Here is an 18,697-nt window from a genome sequence, read left to right as displayed (position 1 = left end):
ACGTGAAACTCATCCATTGGCATTCCTTAATGACAGAGATCGCGTTGTGCTCCGTTCACGTGTAGCCAAAACGGAGTTCCTGATCCCGAACTGATGTTCCTGTAATTCGGTAGTGCCACCTTGTTGACCTGCATAGGTTCAATGTGTTGCTGTGATTGAGTCCTGCCCGGCTTGAATTGCTGGTACCTTGAGCGCATCCCACAGGCCATAGTCCTGACGTTTTCTGCACCCTTTGCTGTGGTTGCCACGCTGATGCTGCTAAGCTGTGCAGCACACCCATCGTGCTGTTGGGGTGTGTGGCAATCGAGCTGGCTGCATCGAGGGGGCATGGACGCACGTACTTATCTCATGAGGGGGCCTCAGCGTTGGACGATGTCCTTACCCAATCAGCGGCTCCAAGAACTACCCCTCGTTCGACATACCAACCCTTCCATTCTAGCTTTGCCGCACAGCATTAGTCGGCGGATGGCATTTCGATCCGCGATACGTTCTCTCTATACATTTCCAGTTTCAGCAAACATCATCGCTACACCCTCGGTTATCAGCAGCGGCCCGGGTTCGGTGAGATAAAAGAAATCTTCGCTGCACCACGTGTTCGGGAACACGTGGCGCGGTGGTTGTATCGTCTCACCTGCTATGTCAGGCGTAAGGCGCTCGATGTTGATGCGTTTAGGTGGGATAGGGACTGGTTGGCTACATAGAGCGCAAGGTTCGCCTTTCGTGGCGTACATCCATGGGCCATCGCATCGCACGGTGATCACTAGGTGGTGAAATTGCGGTGCCAACTCCGGCAAGTCGGTCATCTCAGGATAAAAGCGGTGAACATCATCGCTGAAGCTCATCTTGATCGGACGATAGGTGTACCCGCTCGCATTGATGTCTGCTAACCGCACGAGGAATCGCGGCGAAATGAAGTATGCCTCCTCGCTGCTCGCAACAAGATCCCACTCCGGCACGTGATCGAGAACAAGATCGAGTTCTTGCCAATCACCAATCTCGTGTCCACATTGTCGGCAGTATATGGTGGACGGTACCATCTTCGTAAGATAGCCTATAACTGGAACAAATTGCAAGGCATAGAGCCATGGTAGCATCTCCTGCATCCATATATTTGCATCTCACATCAGATGACCAGTTAACCGCGTCCAAGCCAGCGCAGCATCGCACACGCTGTGCGATGGATCTGGAAATCAAGCAACAATGAACGGAAAGGAGGTGATCGTAAGCACGCTTGGTAAGCGAGGTTGTTGAGGGTAAGCTCTTCATCGAGTGCCGCATCACTTCAATCTCGATCAACCCACCGAGCCGGGTACAGCTCAATAGTATGAGGATCTGCATACGTTAGAGCGTGTCCGTGTTGTGCCTTTGTAGAATGCACCGGTCTCACACGTTCCGGAGAAGGTCTGTGTGGCACAATGAGCTGCGCGACTCGCTCAGTAATGAGCGGAGGGCCTGGTTCGCTGAGATAGAAGAGGTCTTCCTGGTGCCAGGTGTCGGGATACACCAGTCGCGTTGGTGGTGGAGCATCATCGAGTAAGGCAGTGATAAGGGTTTCCATATCGTCCACGATAGCCATCGCTTGCCCACAGGTGGGACACTGACCAGCTCGACGATGAGATACCCAGGGACCGTCACACAATCCAGTAATCGCAAGATAATACAATGGTTGCTGCCTTTGTGTCCGGTCATTCCTTATTGATGCCCAGCGGTAATAATCATCGCTAAACTCAAACGGAATCTCTTGCGTCACATAACCTCGTGCGCCTAACGTTTCAAGCTGGTTCTTCAACCTATCCGTGATAAACCACGTTCCGTCCGTGCTTTTAAAAATCTCTGTAATGAAAGGAACATCAATCACAAGTCGTGCGTTCCGCCACGGGTGTACTGGTCGCCCACACGTCACACAGTAGATAGTGTCAGGAATCGTATCGCGTAGATGTCCGACAACGGGTACCGTCACAAGGGTGTAAAGATGAGGCAAACTATTCATACAATCCCTCCACCGAGCAATGGCATGCGTTGTTGAGGTCATCGGGATCCTACTCCCATATTTGTACTAGTGCTCCTGAAGCGTCTCTTGTATACATTACGCACAGAAGCTTTATCTTTACGGCTGAAGGAATGCCTTGTACGCGAGGTTTTGCAAATCATACTGCTCATCAATGCTCCGTGCGAAAGCGATGATGTGCTCACGAGTTGCGTGCGGATTATTCGTCCAGAACTTGTCCCACAAGTTGCGATGGATGACAGACAAGTGGAGATGAGAATGCTCACGTACAGGAATACCTCTGAGCTTGGTGGCAGCATTCAACTCTTCGGCGGTAAACAGACCTGGTCGTCGTAACAAGACATCCAATGGTATCCGATGATGTACCACAATGTGTTCGCTGAATGGGCGAAGACGGGGGTGGTGTGCAAAATAGGTGCCACGGTAGTTGACACGACGTGCTGTCTCATAGATTGCTCGTGCTTCCCGACCAGCGGGTTCAGGTGGCTGATGCGAATCCTGGGGCTCCAACCCACCCGGATCCGCCGGTTGCCCGCCAGTATCCGTGCTGAACGGGGGCAGCCGCGGTCCCTGACCATCAGTTGTCGCGTGGCGGATGCTTTCGCTGATGATGATACCACCCGCCGCCACAGCGACGGCGAAGAGCAGGCAGCTCACCGCAACGGTAGCGCCAACCGGCCCGCCGGCAACGAGCAGTGTACACGGATGATGCCCCGTCGGGTCGGTGTATGTCAGCGGATTGTTCAGCGCATACGCGGAGCGGGTCAGGTCGTGCGGGGTGCACCGGGCTGCTGCCGTCCAGTCCCCACGCTGCGCACGGTGGCGTAGTGCGGCGCCGCTGTCAGCGGCTCCGCGCCGACGACGCTGCTGTCCAGCGCAATGAACTGCCCGCTCGCCGAATCGTCGTACCGGGCATGATACTCCAGCAACCCGCTGGCGTCCAGGCGCGGTCCGGTGTCACTGAGCGCTGTCTAGCCGCAGGTTTATGTGCGAAGCGCCAGACGGTGACGTCCTGGATACGCACCCGGGGCGGTCTAATGATGTGTTCTGGTGCTTCACCGCTATGTCGGTGGTTCAAGCACCGGCTGGTACCGGACTACCAGCCGAACCCCGTTGGGAATAGTGATGCCACTGCGCAAGGAAGCGGTAGCAACCGGCTCAATGCGCTGGCTGCTCCTGATGACGGCGATCTCCGGGTGGGTCGTAAGCCACCAGTGCAAGACGGCTGCCGCCAGCGCTTCAGTTGCTGCGTGAATGATCAGTGTTTGCGTCGCCGTCACCTGATCCAGCGTCCAGCTCGCCTGCGGCTCCGACGTGGCCGCGTCGTCCCAGCGTTGCCATGCGGTGCGCCCAGCGGTAGTTATCTCATACCATACGCCAATCTCATCGACCGCCAGGTCAGCGAGGTCGGCTGCGGGAAGCCAACGCTGATAGGCGAGGAGTGCTCGCTCCCGGTCAGCGGCATGCAGTGCGTGAACGTGGCCATCCGCGCTCATCTGCCAGGCGGTAATCCACCCATGCTGCTCTAGGCTGTGCAAGGTTGCCATAAGGTCAGCAAGATTCAAGGTGCGTGGATAGCCGTAGTGGCGTACTAACCCACCGTACAACGCTGCAAACGAGGAGGGAGCGTCGACGAGCAATGACAGCACATGGTAGGCCAGGGATTCACGTTCGCTGAAATACTGCATGTCATGGTCTCCCGAACTTGGCATACGAACGAAATGTCTCGTGAAGTATCTTGCCGTCGCGCACTACGATATGCCGGATGATACGCTCCCCAGTTTGTTGATGAACGTACACCTCCTCAATACTTACCCCTCCGCGATACACCGTTGCCTGCGCAGGCTCTGCGTGCGCCGTTACCCGATTCCAGGGGCCCTTGCCGGTCTGGAGCTGGTGCTGCAAGGTCTGAACCGAGCGTCCAAAGGGAGTAGATGCAGGGCGAGCTGGTGCAGGTCCTGGCGCCACCTCCTCCTGCTCAGCTCCCCGCCGGTTTGGGTCTGGCTCCAACCCACCCGGATCCGCCGGTTGCCCGCCAGTATCCGTGCTGAACGGGGGCAGCCGCGGTCCCTGACCATCAGTTGCCGCGTGGCGGATGCTTTCGCCGACGATGATACCACCCGCCGCCACAGCGGCGAAGAAGAGCAGGCAGCTCACCGCAACGGTAGCGCCAACCGGCCCGCCGGCAACGAGCAGTGTACACGGATGATGCCCCGTCGGGTCGGTGTATGTCAGCGGGTTGTTCAGCGCGTACGCGTAGCGGTTCAGGTCCTGCGGATTGACCGGGCCGCTGCCGGCGCTGCGCTCCCTATCACCTGATACTGCTGTTCGTGACGGGCTGGTGGGGAGCGATTGCTATGACATGATACGATAGCAGTCGGCTAGTGTCTAGCTGTTGGGGAGTAAGCACGCGCTCCAGATGGTCGTGGTGCAGCTACGTCACTGTGGTAGTAGACGTCTGTTGCTGTATGACGAGCGGGCTCGGGCTTGTCGTACCTGACACTGGTCACACCGGTAGTGCCGCGCACTTGCATTATGCTATCGGCCAGCGGGAGCGTCCTGTTGCCAGAGCTGCTCGCTCTGATCATGCCGCGGGGCAACTGCTGCGTGACCACCCGCAACGATTTCGATCCTGCGCAGTTCCCATCCAGGCTCGTCGAGTTCATGAGAGAACTCAACGGGTTCATCTGCTAGCTTAGATGGTGTTTCAATCCTCCCAGCGCGCGACGTGATCATAGCGCACTCGTCGCCCACGGCGTGCATGTCTAGCCACCGTGCGCATCACCGACGTCTGGTTGATCCCAAAGAATGACCATATACAGCCCCTGGTGCGCTTGAAGCGCCGCCGAGAGCATGTGACAGGCCGCTTGATACCCCTGGATGGCTGAGGCACGGAGGTCTTCCGGCAGATGCCGGCCAGGTGCGTGCGTGCGCTGACGTAGCTCGTGGTCACGTGCACAAAGCCGACGAAAGAACGTGGCACAGTGTTCGAGTCCCAGCCAGCCCCCGTGAGTATAGCTATAATCAGGTCGGATCCACCGCCAATACGGGTCGTGGTGTCGCACGATGTGGTCCTGGATGCCCACTGGTGCTTTTCCGATCAGCGTACCGAGCGGCTGGCCGTGCATCAGGAGATCGCATTCGGCCTGCGTCCAGCCTCGTTCGCGCAAGGCTAGCTTCAGGGCCTGCCAATGGAAGCCAATCGATGACGGACAGGGGCGGACGTACTGCGACAAAACGATCATCAGCCAGTCGCCAATCTCAGCATTGGAGACAGGATTGGTTCCAACGTCGGCCAGTGGCCGCGGCTGTCGCAGCGGTTCACCATATGCCCGGAGAGGAAACAGTGCTGCCGGCGTTGCCGCAGCGATCTGGGTTGCGCGCTGGTGCAGGAGCTGGAGGTCACCGCGGTCTACGCGCTGCGCCAGGGCGCGTGCCTCCTGGGCAAACCCGGTGGTATCGAACAGGAGTGCAGCATGATAGAACATCGACAGTGCCTCGCTAATGTGACGGATTGCATCGTTATCAACGAACCATGGTCGTCGCCGAGTATAGCTGTTACTCGGCCAGCACCTTGCGTGGTGCGCTCAACCACTGCGGTAGTGTTCGCTCAACCCAACCTTTCGATCGATCGGGAAACACGAGAGACACATGGCCACGTGGGTATGTCCCACCCAAGGGCTTGCCGTGCACATCCATGATCGGCTGACCGCCATCGAAGACGATGTGTCCACCGTGTTGCTGGACTGCAAACGTATCGACCTCCCAATACCGATCATCTGGCCGCGGATTGCGATTGAACGAACTGCGGATTCCATCTGCTGGTTCAAGGCAGGTACACGACACTTTTCCGTCACGTCCCGGGCGGGTACTTGGCAGGGAAGGGTTGCTCGGTGAACCATATAAGATAACCTTTCCTGACTCATAACCCTCAGCCCCCGCCTACGCCGCGCCCGCCGCCTCATCGGCGTGGGCCATAGCGTGCAGGGCACCCGCTGCCTCGTCGGCGTGGGCTGCGCCGCGGATCAGTGCCCCTCCGCTGCCAGGAACGACGGTCAGCGCGGTGGACGCGGTGTCGGCAGCGAGCGCTGGTGGTCAGACAGCAGCAGTACTAGAATGCCTATCATCCAGTGGTATGCTTATCTGTCGATTAGGATACCAGAGATAGTAGCGTCATGCAACGAGTACGTTGTCCATACCGTTCGGGACCACGCTGCATCGCATGGGAGTACCCTGGTTGCCAGTATTGCGACAGTTGCCCCTGATTTCTCCTTGCTAGTGTCTTCACCTCAACGATGTGAGTGTGATGGGAACGAACCTGGGACAGATGTGGCGCTCATCGCTCCTTGCCAGCATCTTCCTCACACCGGGGGTATCCTGCGCAAGAGCTGCCACGAGGACGTATACGAGAAGTACAGCAAAATGATCGGTAAGCCAAATACAATTATTCCTAGTGGGTGAAAGAGCGGTAGCAGGGCGAAGGCTAACAACATGGCGCAGTTTATCAGACCATAGTAGAGCCAGGCACAGATGGAGGCTGCCATGCCCAGTTTTGCCGCGAGACGACCCCGCCATCTCATAAGACTGATGCTAGCAAGAAAGAAAAAGATCGAGATGAACAGAAAGAAGATTGGAAATGCATCTACTAATGTTTGCCAGGAAACGTTGCCCAGACCATCAGCGGCATAATCCAGATGATAGTACGCTGTAAATACCAGCGAGGCCATGGTGATGAGATACACTAGCACAATACGTCGATACAGTGGACGTGTCGTGATTGTTGAATGCCCCATAGCAGTATAACCTCCGACTAACGTGTTTCATTGCGAGCCAGGGGATTAAGCCAAATGAATGGCCCCAGATTACCTACAAAGTCACATTCAGGCAATCGCGCAATGGTATACTGTAATGCTCCGTTGTAATAGTGGTAGATTTCCAAACTAGGATATGGATCGCGGTTCAAGCGAGAAAGGTTGAACTGCCCATCAGCAGATAAAGATAGGGTCAACGTACCATTGATGGCTGGAAGCATTCTTCCGATGAAACCCACAAGGGTAGAGCCTATCGCCATTGATCCAATGTCTGCCTCTGCGCGATAGATGTCCTCGCTAAGGCGCAAGAGGTGACTTGAAACACCATTCGTCAGGTTCCATGATAGCGTAATGTCAAGCGTATCCGGGTCTTGTGATGCTATCAACACATTGTGTTCATTCAGTGGTTGAAAACACCCAACCACAATCACACACGATGGGTTAATGTGCGATACGACGTTTTGCAGCACGCCACGCTCATCCAGATATAAGTAGAAGTATGCACGAGACTCTGCGGAATGTGAGTTTGGATCAAAACCTCGTCCATCACCTTTTCCCGTTCCGAAGATGATGGTATGAGTTTGGATAAAAAAGTCTACACAGATCACATGGCCTGAGTCGTTGGTGGGAGCTGGGCAATGCCCCGTCGGGTCGGTGTATTTCAGCGGATTGTTCAGCGCGTAGGCATAGCGGTTCAGGTCCTGCGGGTTGACCGGGCCGCTGCCGGCGCTGCGCCACATCCCCTGCGCCGTTGCATCGCTCGGCCAGACGGTGAGCGGCGGGCTGGCGGGGATGATGGTGTCGGCGGAGAGAAACCGCCCGATGTCGGGATCGTCGTATCGTGCATGATACTACAATAATCCACTGGCATCACGCGTTTGGCCGGTAGACGCTCGATTCGTCGCCGTGATCGGGACGTGGCCGGCCTGGACGGCCGGCACCCGTACTGCGCCCCACGGGTCATCCTCCTGCCGGATGACGCTCCCCTGGGCCGTGGTGGCAACGCTGATACTGCCCAGGTGATCCAGGTGGAGGAAGGTACGCGTGCCACTGGTGACGTCACGCACGCCGACCAGCCGCTGCCCAAGCGTATAGACATGGCGCATGCTGGTGCCGTGGTGTTCCCAGAGGCCCCCGACGACGCGCTGGCGGACCCCGTTGCTGATGACCGTGACTCGCGCGCCGGTCGCATCATAGCCATATTGCTCACTGACGCCGGCTGTGCTCACGCTGGCCGGTAACCCGCGGGCGTTCCAGACAATCTGCCGCCCATTCACCGTCGTGAGATTGCCTGCCGCGTCGGCCCGCACCTCCTGCCCACCGATGGTCGTCGGTCGGTGCGGGCCATTCCCGGTGGTGCCATAGGTGATCGGCAGGTCTGCTTTCCGGGTCAGATTGCCCACGCTGTCATACGTATACCGCTCGGTGAGCCGGAGTGCGCCCTGCCAGGGGAGCGCGCCCGTGCTGGCGTACACGTCGCGCCCATCAAGTGCCCCCCGGTCATAGCTGACCCCCCGCTGGCCGGCGCTGATGACCTGGGAGCCGATCTGAATGGTGTCAATGAAGAGATTGCGGTCGTCGTTGCCCACCACACCATCGTTCTCGAAGAGCAGGTCAATGGTCTGATCGGCGTCGAGGGGGGTTGGGTGGGTATAGGTATAGGTCTGAAAGGTCGTGCTGGTGACCGTCCAGCGCTGGACGATGGCGCCGTTAATCCGCAGGGCCATGCTCGGCCAGACCCCGCCGGCTGCGGTGCCCCGTGCCCGGATGGTCAGGGTCGGACTGCGGGTGGTGGCATCAAGCACACTGGCGCGGATCAGGCGATTTCGATTGTCTGGATATTATGGCGATTCGTTGAGGATTTGCCCGTCATGAAGAGTAACTTCCTGTAGCTCGTGCACCCGATGGTATCACGCTCAATCAGGTATAGACACTGATGACTATGCACTCAAAGATTTGGGCTGTTGACGCAGGAGCAACACGATGTCGTCTTCGATCTGCGATGGCAGATCGGTCGGTGCGTACCGGCGGTATGGCTTGCCATTGCGATCAACCAGGAATTTCGTGAAGTTCCATTTGATCGCTGTGCTGCCAAATAGACCGGGCAATTGAGTCTTCAAATAGGTAAATAACGGGTGTTCGTTCGGCCCGTTGACATCAATTTTGGCAAAGAGGGGGAAGGTCACCTGATATGTACGCTCACAAAATTCGGCAATTGCTTCATTATTGCGTGGTTCCTGCATAAACTGGTTGCTCGGAAAGCCCAATACTGTGAAGCCCTGGTCGCGATAACGACGATAAAGCTGTTCGAGACCCGCATATTGAGGAGCCAAACCACACATGCTGGCTACATTAACAATCAGCAACACCTGACCGCGAAAGTCGGCCAGTGATTGGGTTGAACCGTCAATTCGTTGTGCGGAGAACTGATAGATAGTCATGGGTGTATTCCTTTAAGTTTATTTAAATATTTCTGATAGTGCTTGTATTATCATTATTATTGTACTACCAAAATGCGTGGATTACGGGTGAGAATGACGCCGATTGCAGGCATTGACGAAACGCAACAAGCCTCTGTGGTGAAATGCGTTCCGTATCTTCGAGATCAGGTTTTAATAAATTGCCGCCGGTTGATGCTCTCTGCACAGTGACAGAGCGGTGGGATGGCACGGGCGCTCGCCAGCGGGGTGTAAGATGGAGCCGGCAGTATGTGAGTCTGTCACACCATGACCAGGGTTCTGTTTGCAGGGTGAGAGTGGGTGAGGCGTAGGGTGATGAGGTACCGCTGTAGTGAAATGCGCACTGTATTTTTTGAGACCGGGTCTTAATAAATTGGCGCCGGTTGATGCTCTCTACACAGTGACAGAGCGGTGGGATGGCACGGGCGCTCGCCGGCGGGGTGCAAGATGGAGCCGGCAGTATGTGAGTCTGTCACACCATGACCAGGGTTCTGTTTGCAGGGTGAGAGTGGGTGAGGCGTAGGGTGATGAGGTACCGCTGTAGTGAAATGCGCACTGTATTTTTGAGACTGAGTCTTAATAAATTGGCGCCGGTTGATGCTCTCTACACAGTGACAGAGCGGTGGGATGGCACAGGCGCTCGCCGGCGGGGTGCAAGATGGAGCCGGCAGTATGTGAGTCTGTCACAATCTGGCCGAGGTTTAAAAGCTGGACACAACCATCAGCCTCGTGGTATCAAGTGGGTGAATCCGCAATGCGCAAGGGGGACTGTTTTATGTTATACTACAGTCCTTGCTGGAATTGTTAATCGTCGCTTTAGAGACACATGTATCGCCAACATTCGTTCTGTTCATTTTGCGGTCACCCCTTCGCCGAGCATCAGCCATGGCCACGATTGTGTGCCAACTGTGGAAGCACAACCTATCGCAACCCCTTACCGGTTGTGTTATTGTTGCAGCCGGTTGATGATGGCCTGCTCCTGATTCGACGCGCTGCCTATCCACGGCGTGGGCAATTAGCACTGCCGGGTGGGTTTATCGAGATGGGTGAGCGCTGGCAGGATGCGGCTGCGCGCGAGCTGCACGAAGAAGCCGGGGTTGAGGTTGATCCGGCATTGATCAGCGATTTTGCGGTACGCAGCACCTCTGACGGCTATTTGCTGGTATTTGGGTTGGGGCCACTGTTGCGGAGTGAGGATTTGCCCCGCTTTCTGCCAAACAGTGAAGCTGCGGAACGGGTGATTGTCACTGCGCCGATTGAGCTGGCCTTCCCGCTGCATACCGAGATGGTTGCGCGCTTCTTTACGCAGCTCCGGCAGTGGCGTCCTCTTACCTGATTCCTATCGCAAACCGAATTCATACAGACGGTGCTGATCGGCAAGCAGGGTTGTCGTCGCTTCATCGGCGACGATCTGCCCATCGGCCATGACAATCGCACGTGGCGCGAGATCGGCTACCAGGTCAAGGTCATGCGTGGCGATGATCATCGTTTGGGGGAGGGCGTGGAGGAGTTCGATCAGTTCGCGGCGGGCACGCGGATCAAGGCCGGCAGACGGTTCATCGAGGGCGAGGATGGCCGGTTGCATCGCCAGCACCGTGGCCAGAGCGACCCGCTTGCGTTGACCGAGACTGAGGCGATGGGGCGGGCGCTGCTCGAATCCCTGCATGCCGACTGCCACCAGCGCCTGGTGTACTCGTTGGGTGACATCTGCCGGCGGTAGCCCCATATACTGCGGCCCGAATGCGACATCATCACCGACGGTTGCCGAGAAGAGCTGGTCATCGGGGTTTTGAAAGACCAGCCCGACCATTGCCCGCACCTGGCGCACGGTCTGTTTTGTGACCGGTGTCCCGTTGACGACCACGGTTCCGCGTTCTGGATGGAGCGTTCCGTTGAGGTGGAGGAGCAGCGTGCTTTTGCCGGCACCATTAACGCCGAGCAGGGCGACTTTTTCGCCTGCGGCGACGGTCAGGTTGATCCCACGCAGGGCCGGTGTGTGATCGGGGTAGCGATACCAGAGCTGGGTTAGTTCAATCATGGTTCAGGTGTAGGCAATGACAAGGATACTTGCGAAGACCACGAATCCACCACCGAGCAGCGCATACTCGCTCCCCCGGAGTGGGGGATGGGTGGTACGCAGGGGATGACCAGTGTAGCCGCGGGCCAGCATTGCCGCGTAGACCCGCTCACTCCGCTCGTAGGCACGGATCACGAGGGTGGCAATCATCTGGCCGGTGATCCGTGCCCGCCAGCGGAGGGTCTGACCATGGCGGTAGCCGGGAATGGCGGCGCAGCGGCTGTCGCGTGCCCGCAGCATACGGATCGCTTCCTCGTGCATAATGAACAGATAGCGGTAGGTCATGTCCAGGATAGCCAGCAGGATCGGCGGCAAACGAAGGGCAGCACCGGTCTGCACAACCTCGCTGAAATGTGTGGTTGCCATGAGCGTCAGCATTGCCTGCACTGAGAGCCAGGCTTTGATGAGGACGGTGGCGGCGGCAGCGATGCCACCGTCGGTGGCGATGATGGCCTGTTGCCCGACCGTGATGCTCACCAGTGGTGTACCGGGTTGTGACACCACGAGGGTGAGCGCGGTCAGGACGAATGGCACGGCAATCAGCGACCGGCGCCAGATCGTCCATACGCCGACCCGGCACCACCAGAGTGTTCCCCACAGGACACCGGCTGCCAGCAGCAATGCATCCCACGCTGCCACCGGAATCCACGCCATCGTGAGCACAAATCCGAGGGCCAGCCCGGTCTTGACTCGTCCGTCTCCAGCGGTATACCCTGCCTGCATAGGGGTCGTTACGAGCGTGATGGCCTGCGGGCGCGGAGCATGACAGCAATGCCCCACACGATGCCAACTGTGATGATGACCCCGATGAGACCGGAGACAATCGTCGAGAGTGGAGTCTCGCCGAGCAATGGGACGGTATAGTCGGGCATAATCTGGTATGGTGCGTCGAGGGCACGATCAAGGAACCCGACATCTTCAGCGACCCGCTCAAGCCCATCCGGGTCGGGAGAGGCAAGCGGTGCAAGCACGGCAAGCAGAGCAGCGATGAACACACCTGCTGTTAGCAACTGGGTGCGCATCGGGGTTGGCGTATCGCCTGGCTGCAGGATGTCTGGCCGGGCCGTGACCAGGGCGAGCAACGCAGCCGCCGTCAATACTCCTTCGCCAATCCCAATCAGTGCATGGACGCCGAGCATCGCCGGAAAGACGATTCCTGCCGGCAGGTCAGAGAGCACGAGTTGCGCAGAGGTAAGAACGGCGGCGACCATCACCGACAACCAGCCGGTAGCGGTAGCAACCAGGGCAATACGGAGTCGATTGGTGGTGAAGGCATGATCCTGAACCAGCAGGGGACGGGCGATCCAGCCACCAATCGCGGCGGTGGCAATCCCCATGTTGAAGATATTGGCCCCCATAGCCACGATACCGCCATCTTGAAACACAATGGCCTGAAGGACAATCACACATGTCATCACGACCATACCGGCCCATGGCCCCAGGACGATAGCAGCAAGCACACCACCCAGGAGGTGACCGGATGTACCACCGACAATGGGGAAATTCAGCATCTGTGCGGCGAAGATAGCCGCAGCCAGGACACTCATCAGGGGGACGGTGCGTTCGGCAGCCGATTGTTGCACGGCGCGTAGGGCAAGACCGATCATAATCACCGTTGGCACCCACCAGAGTAGGGCAACGGGTGCGTGCAGAAACCCGTCAGGAATGTGAAGCGCAAGAATCCAGTGATCGAGAAGCGATTGCCACCACATGGTGAAACCCTCTATGCTAGCCGGTATTGGTGTTGTACCTGTTCCATTATAAACCAAATCAACGATACGGCACCTTCTGGTGATGTCGGTGCATTATAAAGGGACGGAACGACTGGTGATGATTGAACGATCCCATCCAGCACCCCCGTGACCAGGATGGGGAACGGTGGGCCACGCGCCGGATCGTGAGCACGGCTGGCGCGGCAGCATGGCTGCCGCACTCCAAACCCTGCGCCACGCACATGATGGGCGCGTAAGGCAATCCATCAGGCACGTGATAGCACGGCTGGAGCGGCGCGCTGCCACCGGGCCAGTCGCCCAAAACAGCATACATCGCGATCATACCCACGCCCCATTCCCTACTCCCCACTCCCCCGATGGAAGCTGGGGCTAGGGGTGAAGTGAAGGGCGCGACGCCGGCATAGGGTGATGATTGGATGGTGGGTCACGCTGTCGCTGCGCCCAGATTTGATATAATGAGGGCAGTATGAGCGGATATTTTACGATTCCAACTCGCTTTCGGCTGACCCCGGCCCAACGTGAGCAACTGAACTGGTTGCTCCGGGAGCGGGATATTGAGCTTGATGATTTGATCACCGAACTGGTGACTGACTACCTTGCCGGTCAACCATTGCCACCCGCTTCACCACCGGTTGATCGCCATTCAACCATTCGTGAACAGTTGCGTTTACGGCGCAGTCAATTACGTATGCTGCGCGCCCAACTCCACGATCCCCACAACCCACCGCCGGACTGGTTACGGGCCATGGTGGCCGAATTAGAGGAAGAGATCGCCCGGCTGGAACTTGAATTGCAGCGGGAAGAGTGAGTATGCCCCGTCAGCGCCTCGATCAGGTACTGGTTAGTCGTGGATTGGCTGAAACACGGGCACGGGCGCAGGCATTGATCATGGCCGGCCAGGTGCTGGTGAATGGTCAGGTACAGACCAAGGCCGGGACGCTGATCGCTGACGATGCCAGTGTTGAGGTGCGTACCGGCTTGCCGTATGTCAGTCGTGGTGGTTTTAAACTGGCCCATGCCCTTGATCAATTTGCGCTTGATCCGACAGGCCTGACCGCGCTGGATGTTGGTGCCTCGACCGGTGGTTTTACCGATGTCCTGCTGCAACGGGGGGCCGGGCGCGTCTTCGCGGTTGATGTTGGATACGGCATTCTCGATCACCGTTTACGGAATGACCCGCGCGTCGTGGCGCTTGAACGAACGAACATTCGCCATCTGACGGCGCTGCCGGCCAATACGTTGGCCGACTGTGCCGTGATCGACGTGAGCTTCATCTCGTTGCGCCTGGTTCTGCCGGCAGTGCAGCGGCTCGTGACGCCGACAGCCTGGATCGTTGCACTGATTAAGCCGCAATTTGAAGCAGGGCCAAAGCATGTCGGCAAAGGCGGTGTGGTACGTGATCCCGCAGTGCACGCGCAGGTCATTCGCGATATTCTCAGCTTCGCACGCGACTGTGGACTCAATCCGGCGGCCCTGACCCGATCCCCGATTACCGGCCCTGCCGGCAATGTTGAATTCCTGGCCCTCTTTCACCCGGCCCGCCCCACGCTCGATAGCGAACGGGCAATCGCCTCAGTAGTACACACGCATTGATATGGCTCGATAGAGCCAGTGTGCCTGGCGGTCATTGCCAGGTAAAACCTCTTGCCAACCTTCTGCCCAGCTTTCTTCACCCGGTTTTTACGCTGAGTGAATGAATCACAACGAGCGGATGGAAGCAAAAATGTTACATTTAAGGCATACATTGACACTTCAAGCAATAGTGCAGGCTGACTATGCAAGAGGTTGCTACGGAAGCTCGAATTGGGCCAAATTCGATCATTCAGACTGTTGCAGCAGCGCGTGCTCAGTACGGTGAAGAGGCAGTTGCGGACTGGCTGCGGCGAACAGGGCGTGGACATTTGCTGGAGGCGATGCCCGACCATATGCTGCCAGAGAGCGAATTTGGTGACCTGATTGCCGATCTGCGTTTCTGGTTAGGGGTATCGGCAGCAGCAGATGTGCTCGCGCAATCTGGTGACTTGACTGCGCAGTATGTGGCAACACACCGCGTACCGGTGCCAATTCGCTGGTTACTTCCCCGTTTGCCGGTTGGACTCGCCCTGCGCATCTTTCTGCCCGCTATTGCCCGTCATGCCTGGACGTTTGCCGGGAGTGGACGGTTCGGCTACACGTTGCAGCCCGCATGGCGTTTGACCCTGGCCGATAGTGTTGAAGCCCGTGGGGTACGCGCTACCGAACCGGTATGTGCCTACTATCGGGCTGCGTTCGAGGGCTTACTGCGCCGGGTGGTCTGTGATCGATTGCGGGTACACGAGGTGGCGTGCCGGGCGATGGGAACGGGCCGGTGTGAGTTTGCAGTGGAGTTGAGCAGATGATCTGCTGCTCATCATAGCTTTCTATGTACGTGTAGTTCAGACTTGGTCGTCAAAAGGAAGAGAGGTCTCGCATGCGGATCATGATGATCCAGCCGAATTACCATGCTGGTGGAGCAGAGATTGCCGGCAACTGGCCACCGAGCTGGGTGGCGTACATTGGCGGGGCTTTACGGGCAGCAGGTTTTGATAACCTGCGCTTTGTTGATGCCATGACCGAAGACCTGCCTGACGAGAAGCTACGTCTTATCTTGCGCCACAATCGCCCTGATGTTGTCATGGCGACGGCGATCACGCCGATGATCTACAAAGCCCAGGAGACGCTCAAGATTGCCCGCGAAGAACTACCAAATGCCCGGCTGATCCTCGGTGGTATCCATCCGACCTTTATGTATGGTCAGGTGCTGACTGAAGCGCCCTGGATCGACTATATCGTGCGTGGCGAAGGTGAAGAGATTATTGTCGAGTTGATGCAGGCCATCGCCTATGGTAGCGATCAGCGTGACCGGGTAAAGATTCGCGGGATTGCCTACCTCGAAGATGGCAAAGTCGTGGCGACGCCGGCCCGTGATCCGATTGCTGACCTCGACAAACTGACACCGGATTGGAGCCTCTACGACTGGAAGCGCTACATCTACGTGCCGTTGAATGTGCGCGTGGCCGTGCCCAACTTCGCACGTGGATGTCCGTTCACATGCCGATTCTGTTCACAGTGGAAATTCTGGCGCCGTTACCGTGCGCGCAGCCCACAGAAATTTGTTGATGAAATCGAGACACTGGTACGTGATTACAATGTTGGCTTCTTCATCCTGGCTGATGAAGAACCGACAATCAACCGCAAGAAATTCACTGCCCTCTGCGAAGAATTGATACGGCGTCAGGTACGAGTCTACTGGGGCATCAACACGCGGGTGACCGACATTTTGCGCGATGAAGCGCAGTTACCGCTCTGGCGAGCGGCGGGATTGGTGCATATTTCGCTCGGTACCGAGGCGGCAGCCCAGATGAATCTCGACCGCTTCCGCAAACAGACCACCATTGAACAGAATAAACGGGCAATCGAACTGATTAAGAAGCACGGCATGGTGGCTGAAGCCCAGTTCATCATGGGTATGGAGAACGAGACGCCGGAGACCATCGAGGAGACCTATCGTTACGTCCTCGACTGGAAGCCGGATATGGCGAACTGGAACATGTACACCCCGTGGCCATTTGCGGAACTATTTGAGGAACTGGGCGACCGGGTTGAGGTGCGTGATTACGCCAAATACAACTTCGTGACTCCGATCATGAAGCCTGATTTGATGGATCGGGAAGAGGTATTGAAAGGCGTCCTCCGCAACTATGCACGCTTCTACATGCGTAAGGCGTTTCTCGAATACCCGTTTATCAAAGACCCCTTCAAGCGCCGCTATATGTTGGGTTGTTTACGTGCCTTTATGAAGACGACGGTCACCCGCCGCTTCTACGATCTGGGTCGTGTGCATGTGCGCGGCACACAGCTTGAGATTGATCTGGGTTTCGACGAGTCACGTGTGTTGACGCCAGAGCAGATCGCTGCGCTGAAAGAGCAGAAAGTATTGCATGCCGATACCACCTTTGGTGGCGCAGCACCCGGCATCGATCCAGAGGAGATCAAGATTCAAGCGGAAAACCCACTCAACTTACCGCTTGAGGCAGCAAGCGTCAACCCCGGTAGCGAATCCGAGACTCGCTCAGCCTGAAGGTCAATTGCCTGCACCGGTACGCTGTCACGAGAACAACGACAGCGTACCGGTTTTTATCACCATCCGCCAAACAGAGTATAGCCCAGCACCACGACCAGTCCCATGCGCACGATGCGGGCAAGAAACACCGTAATGACAAATGTCCACACCGGCACCCCAACTGCACCGGCAATAATGCCTGCCACATCGAAAAAGGGATTGGGAGGGGCAGACAGGACGAACAGCACCAGTGGAGCACGCCATGGGTGTTGCATCTGGCGATGCACCCAATCGTAGAACGAGGTGCGCTCCATCGCTTTGCGCCCACTGCGTCCAGCGTAAAAAGCCACCAGCTCGCCCAAAACCGATCCGGCAGCCGCAGCGATTGCGACGCCGTAGGGATTAAACGCCTGTCCCAGGCGAATCAGCAATGGGTAATACGGTACCGGCACCACAATCGACGCATTCGCAATTCCGGCAGAAAGAAACGCCCCAACGTAACCAAGGGCGCCTAACCGTTCAACCAGATCGGGAGGGAGAAGGATAAAGACCAGAACATTGGCAACAGCGATAGTGATACCTACCACTGCTGGCCAGAGCCAGACCCGCCACAATGGCAATGGTGTTTCAGCAGACATATCTCCTCGTTGTGTTTATAGCTTAAAGCAAACGTAGTCGTTTCAACCAGCGCAATGGATAGCCAAAACTTCTCACTTCGGTCAGATTACCGCTGAGAAGATAAGCCCTGGCCAGTGCGAGCTGATCAACCTGACGACGTGCAGCAAGACGTTCTTCCTGATCGTCCAGGCTTATCACTGTCAGTGCCTGTTGCCAGACATCATCACGCCAGTTACGGATCAGACGAGCGGTACACCACTCATCGAATGGCCCACAAACCGCATCGAGAAGCTGGAGTGTTACTGAGTAGGGAGCAATAACTTCATCCTGCACCCGATCAATAGTTTGTTCGATGACACGATTAACGGCTAGATAATCAGCATGGCGCTGACGCTGTTGTTCCGCAGAGAGCAATGGCCATTCCTGGTGTAGCAGATCGTCCAGTACCAGCACCAGATCGCAATTGATATGGGCATTCACACCGAGTAGTAAATGTTGAGCAACGGATGCATCCTGCCGATTGGCATAGGTGAAGGTATACTGCCAGACAGCCGGCCCACTCTGGTCGCGTTCCCAGGCTGCGAGAGCGGCAAAATAATAATCGGCAAAGCTGCCGATTAAATGAGCGACCCAATCGGGATCGAAGAAGTCGTGACGCGCCACTGCGGAGAGCATGTTCTCAGTCATCCGCTGGTAACAGGCAAGAAAGATCGAACGCCGGTCGCCGACTGCCGTCCACTGCTCGACCAGAGTTGTCATTCGTTGCGTCAGCACAAAAAATAGTCCTTTCGGGATTGGTTTGGGGAGCGTTCTTCGTTTTCCCGCTAACAGTGTACCATGTAAATATCGTCGCGAAGTGCAGGAATATCTTCAAGTCCCGGATTACTCTTATGCCTCATTCTGACGGGAT

Annotated in this window: 21 protein-coding genes; 7 read left to right on the top strand and 14 right to left on the bottom strand. The window is 57.0% G+C overall.

What is annotated here, in order from left to right; genetic code table 11:
• Window positions 1-494: 494 nt before the first annotated feature.
• Window positions 495-1,094, bottom strand: coding sequence for a hypothetical protein (locus CAUR_RS19385; RefSeq protein ID WP_015909468.1), 600 nt, complete (start codon window positions 1,092-1,094; stop codon window positions 495-497).
• Window positions 1,095-1,405: 311 nt separating this feature from the next.
• Between CAUR_RS19385 and CAUR_RS21800 the strand changes: the two genes are divergently transcribed.
• Window positions 1,406-1,537 carry a hypothetical protein gene (locus CAUR_RS21800; protein WP_273067457.1) on the top strand — a complete coding sequence of 44 codons (132 nt, stop codon included), beginning with the start codon at window positions 1,406-1,408 and terminating at the stop codon, window positions 1,535-1,537.
• Between the two features lie 570 nt (window positions 1,538-2,107).
• On the opposite strand, the gene CAUR_RS21665 is transcribed toward CAUR_RS21800, so the two are convergent.
• Window positions 2,108-2,377, bottom strand: a complete 270-nt coding sequence (locus tag CAUR_RS21665; RefSeq protein WP_242604988.1) for a hypothetical protein — start codon at window positions 2,375-2,377, stop codon at window positions 2,108-2,110.
• A 692-nt stretch (window positions 2,378-3,069) separates the two neighbouring features.
• Window positions 3,070-3,696, bottom strand: coding sequence for a hypothetical protein (locus CAUR_RS19375; protein ID WP_012259526.1), 627 nt, complete (start codon window positions 3,694-3,696; stop codon window positions 3,070-3,072).
• A 400-nt stretch (window positions 3,697-4,096) separates the two neighbouring features.
• On the opposite strand from CAUR_RS19375, the gene CAUR_RS19365 reads away from it, so the two are divergent.
• Window positions 4,097-4,327: a hypothetical protein gene (locus CAUR_RS19365; protein WP_162015820.1), complete on the top strand. Its 231-nt coding sequence runs from the start codon at window positions 4,097-4,099 to the stop codon at window positions 4,325-4,327.
• A gap of 219 nt (window positions 4,328-4,546) precedes the next feature.
• Here the strand turns inward: CAUR_RS19365 and CAUR_RS21985 are convergent, their stop codons facing one another.
• From CAUR_RS21985 to CAUR_RS19330, 6 genes are all read right to left on the bottom strand, one after another.
• A complete protein-coding gene (locus CAUR_RS21985; protein ID WP_015909466.1) occupies window positions 4,547-4,744 on the bottom strand; it encodes a DUF6881 domain-containing protein in 198 nt (65 codons plus the stop codon).
• Between the two features lie 29 nt (window positions 4,745-4,773).
• Complete coding sequence (locus CAUR_RS19360; RefSeq protein WP_012259524.1) at window positions 4,774-5,496, bottom strand: hypothetical protein; 723 nt, start codon at window positions 5,494-5,496, stop codon at window positions 4,774-4,776.
• An 873-nt stretch (window positions 5,497-6,369) separates the two neighbouring features.
• A complete protein-coding gene (locus CAUR_RS19345) occupies window positions 6,370-6,801 on the bottom strand; it encodes a hypothetical protein (RefSeq protein WP_012259522.1) in 432 nt (143 codons plus the stop codon).
• Window positions 6,802-6,818: 17 nt separating this feature from the next.
• Window positions 6,819-7,559: an RHS repeat-associated core domain-containing protein gene (locus tag CAUR_RS19340; protein ID WP_012259521.1), complete on the bottom strand. Its 741-nt coding sequence runs from the start codon at window positions 7,557-7,559 to the stop codon at window positions 6,819-6,821.
• Between the two features lie 111 nt (window positions 7,560-7,670).
• Window positions 7,671-8,624, bottom strand: coding sequence for a carbohydrate-binding domain-containing protein (locus CAUR_RS19335; RefSeq protein WP_015909465.1), 954 nt, complete (start codon window positions 8,622-8,624; stop codon window positions 7,671-7,673).
• 135 nt (window positions 8,625-8,759) lie between these two features.
• Complete coding sequence (locus CAUR_RS19330; RefSeq protein WP_012259519.1) at window positions 8,760-9,260, bottom strand: glutathione peroxidase; 501 nt, start codon at window positions 9,258-9,260, stop codon at window positions 8,760-8,762.
• An 844-nt stretch (window positions 9,261-10,104) separates the two neighbouring features.
• Between CAUR_RS19330 and CAUR_RS19325 the strand changes: the two genes are divergently transcribed.
• On the top strand, window positions 10,105-10,614 hold the full coding sequence (locus tag CAUR_RS19325) for an NUDIX domain-containing protein (protein ID WP_012259518.1): 510 nt from the start codon (window positions 10,105-10,107) through the stop codon (window positions 10,612-10,614).
• Between the two features lie 3 nt (window positions 10,615-10,617).
• Here the strand turns inward: CAUR_RS19325 and CAUR_RS19320 are convergent, their stop codons facing one another.
• The 3 genes from CAUR_RS19320 to CAUR_RS19310 are packed head-to-tail and all read right to left on the bottom strand — an operon-like array spanning window position 10,618 to window position 13,067.
• Window positions 10,618-11,316: an energy-coupling factor ABC transporter ATP-binding protein gene (locus CAUR_RS19320; RefSeq protein WP_012259517.1), complete on the bottom strand. Its 699-nt coding sequence runs from the start codon at window positions 11,314-11,316 to the stop codon at window positions 10,618-10,620.
• Between the two features lie 3 nt (window positions 11,317-11,319).
• Entirely contained in the window at window positions 11,320-12,078 is a 759-nt protein-coding gene (cbiQ, locus tag CAUR_RS19315; protein WP_012259516.1) for a cobalt ECF transporter T component CbiQ, read from the bottom strand.
• 8 nt (window positions 12,079-12,086) lie between these two features.
• Entirely contained in the window at window positions 12,087-13,067 is a 981-nt protein-coding gene (locus CAUR_RS19310) for an energy-coupling factor ABC transporter permease (RefSeq protein WP_012259515.1), read from the bottom strand.
• 487 nt (window positions 13,068-13,554) lie between these two features.
• Here CAUR_RS19310 and CAUR_RS19305 point away from each other — a divergent pair, with 487 nt between their 5' ends.
• The 4 genes from CAUR_RS19305 (at window position 13,555) to bchE (ending at window position 17,187) form a co-directional block, all read left to right on the top strand.
• Window positions 13,555-13,896 carry a hypothetical protein gene (locus tag CAUR_RS19305; protein WP_012259514.1) on the top strand — a complete coding sequence of 114 codons (342 nt, stop codon included), beginning with the start codon at window positions 13,555-13,557 and terminating at the stop codon, window positions 13,894-13,896.
• 2 nt (window positions 13,897-13,898) lie between these two features.
• Window positions 13,899-14,681 carry a TlyA family rRNA (cytidine-2'-O)-methyltransferase gene (locus CAUR_RS19300; RefSeq protein WP_012259513.1) on the top strand — a complete coding sequence of 261 codons (783 nt, stop codon included), beginning with the start codon at window positions 13,899-13,901 and terminating at the stop codon, window positions 14,679-14,681.
• Between the two features lie 182 nt (window positions 14,682-14,863).
• Window positions 14,864-15,466, top strand: a complete 603-nt coding sequence (gene bchJ / locus CAUR_RS19295; protein ID WP_012259512.1) for a bacteriochlorophyll 4-vinyl reductase — start codon at window positions 14,864-14,866, stop codon at window positions 15,464-15,466.
• A gap of 71 nt (window positions 15,467-15,537) precedes the next feature.
• Window positions 15,538-17,187 (top strand): magnesium-protoporphyrin IX monomethyl ester anaerobic oxidative cyclase, encoded by a 1,650-nt coding sequence (gene bchE, locus CAUR_RS19290; RefSeq protein ID WP_012259511.1) that lies wholly within the window; start codon window positions 15,538-15,540, stop codon window positions 17,185-17,187.
• Window positions 17,188-17,246: 59 nt separating this feature from the next.
• Here bchE and CAUR_RS19285 read toward each other — a convergent pair whose 3' ends face one another.
• Window positions 17,247-17,807, bottom strand: coding sequence for a VTT domain-containing protein (locus CAUR_RS19285; protein WP_012259510.1), 561 nt, complete (start codon window positions 17,805-17,807; stop codon window positions 17,247-17,249).
• 22 nt (window positions 17,808-17,829) lie between these two features.
• Complete coding sequence (locus CAUR_RS19280; protein ID WP_012259509.1) at window positions 17,830-18,561, bottom strand: DUF5995 family protein; 732 nt, start codon at window positions 18,559-18,561, stop codon at window positions 17,830-17,832.
• Window positions 18,562-18,697 lie beyond the last annotated feature (136 nt).

Origin of the sequence: Chloroflexus aurantiacus J-10-fl (assembly GCF_000018865.1) — a bacterium.
Taxonomy (GTDB): domain Bacteria; phylum Chloroflexota; class Chloroflexia; order Chloroflexales; family Chloroflexaceae; genus Chloroflexus; species Chloroflexus aurantiacus.
This window is presented reverse-complemented; position numbering and strand designations above follow the sequence as displayed.

Coding starts and splice junctions, on each gene's coding strand:
- CAUR_RS19305 (WP_012259514.1), top strand. CDS start 13,555: ATGAGCGGATATTTTACGATTCCAACTCGCTTTCGGCTGACCCCGGCC.
- bchJ (WP_012259512.1), top strand. CDS start 14,864: ATGCAAGAGGTTGCTACGGAAGCTCGAATTGGGCCAAATTCGATCATT.
- CAUR_RS19310 (WP_012259515.1), bottom strand. CDS start 13,067: ATGTGGTGGCAATCGCTTCTCGATCACTGGATTCTTGCGCTTCACATT.
- CAUR_RS19300 (WP_012259513.1), top strand. CDS start 13,899: ATGCCCCGTCAGCGCCTCGATCAGGTACTGGTTAGTCGTGGATTGGCT.
- CAUR_RS19340 (WP_012259521.1), bottom strand. CDS start 7,559: ATGTGGCGCAGCGCCGGCAGCGGCCCGGTCAACCCGCAGGACCTGAAC.
- CAUR_RS19325 (WP_012259518.1), top strand. CDS start 10,105: ATGTATCGCCAACATTCGTTCTGTTCATTTTGCGGTCACCCCTTCGCC.
- CAUR_RS21985 (WP_015909466.1), bottom strand. CDS start 4,744: ATGATCACGTCGCGCGCTGGGAGGATTGAAACACCATCTAAGCTAGCA.
- bchE (WP_012259511.1), top strand. CDS start 15,538: ATGCGGATCATGATGATCCAGCCGAATTACCATGCTGGTGGAGCAGAG.
- CAUR_RS19285 (WP_012259510.1), bottom strand. CDS start 17,807: ATGTCTGCTGAAACACCATTGCCATTGTGGCGGGTCTGGCTCTGGCCA.
- CAUR_RS19375 (WP_012259526.1), bottom strand. CDS start 3,696: ATGCAGTATTTCAGCGAACGTGAATCCCTGGCCTACCATGTGCTGTCA.
- CAUR_RS19345 (WP_012259522.1), bottom strand. CDS start 6,801: ATGGGGCATTCAACAATCACGACACGTCCACTGTATCGACGTATTGTG.
- CAUR_RS19360 (WP_012259524.1), bottom strand. CDS start 5,496: ATGTTCTATCATGCTGCACTCCTGTTCGATACCACCGGGTTTGCCCAG.
- cbiQ (WP_012259516.1), bottom strand. CDS start 12,078: ATGCAGGCAGGGTATACCGCTGGAGACGGACGAGTCAAGACCGGGCTG.
- CAUR_RS19320 (WP_012259517.1), bottom strand. CDS start 11,316: ATGATTGAACTAACCCAGCTCTGGTATCGCTACCCCGATCACACACCG.
- CAUR_RS19385 (WP_015909468.1), bottom strand. CDS start 1,094: ATGCTACCATGGCTCTATGCCTTGCAATTTGTTCCAGTTATAGGCTAT.
- CAUR_RS19330 (WP_012259519.1), bottom strand. CDS start 9,260: ATGACTATCTATCAGTTCTCCGCACAACGAATTGACGGTTCAACCCAA.